This window comes from Janibacter sp. CoH_79_TC_3 (assembly GCF_058197955.1).
The window spans coordinates 1-741 of record NZ_JBXWIV010000055.1; the positions used below are offsets into that span (position 1 = coordinate 1).

General features: G+C 41.7%; 2 protein-coding genes. Both read right to left on the reverse strand.

What is annotated here, in order from left to right; all coding sequences use genetic code 11:
- Positions 1-5: 5 nt before the first annotated feature.
- Positions 6-518 carry an IS630 family transposase gene (locus AC2FA3_RS15030; RefSeq protein WP_490510285.1) on the reverse strand — a complete coding sequence of 171 codons (513 nt, stop codon included), beginning with the start codon at positions 516-518 and terminating at the stop codon, positions 6-8.
- The coding region (locus AC2FA3_RS15035) for an IS630 transposase-related protein (protein ID WP_490510286.1) at positions 499-741 on the reverse strand (243 nt) is incomplete at its 5' end. The genes AC2FA3_RS15030 and AC2FA3_RS15035, both read right to left, overlap by 20 nt.

Consider the following 741-nt stretch of genomic DNA (forward strand, 5'->3'; position numbering starts at 1 on the left):
TATAGTCAGTTCAAAATAAAAGTGTTATGCCTTGGACAAAGATCATAAAACAATTTGGATAAGTCGTTTTCCATCCAGCCTTGGCGTAGAAACTTCACTTGAGCCCATTTCTTTTCAATAGGGTTCAAGTCTGGGCTGTACGGTGGCAGCCATAGAATACGATGACCGTGCCTGTTTAGTAGCTTTTGAATGCGTTTGCTCTTATGAAATCTGGCGTTATCCATCACAATCACGCATTTGGTTTTAAGACTTGGGATTAGTTTGTGTTTGCACCAGTGATAGAAGACGATGCTGTTGATGTTTGTCTCAAAGTAATCAAGCGCAAACAGCATCTTTTCATACAGAGCACCAATAACGTTGGTTCGCTTTTTACCTTGCCAGTTGTAGCTATCGATACAAGGCTTACCAATCGGTGCATAACCATGAGAGCGAATGGTCTCGTGCTCAAAGCCGCTTTCATCCATATAGACAATGGGATAGCCTTGCTGCGTAAAGCTATCAAGCTTTCCCTGATACACCGCTCTTTTTATTGGGCAAGCTTTTGGATGCTCTAAGGTCTTTTTTTTGACTGATGCCAAGTCGCTTTAGGGCATGATAAATGCCTGTTTTACTACAGTTTAGACGACGGGCTCGCTCATACTGGTAATCATCAGGATGTTCTTTAACATCATTAAGTAGCACGTCATCTGGTATTTTATAGGGTTTGGTTTGCCTGGTTGTTTTGCTATGAACACGTCTCTT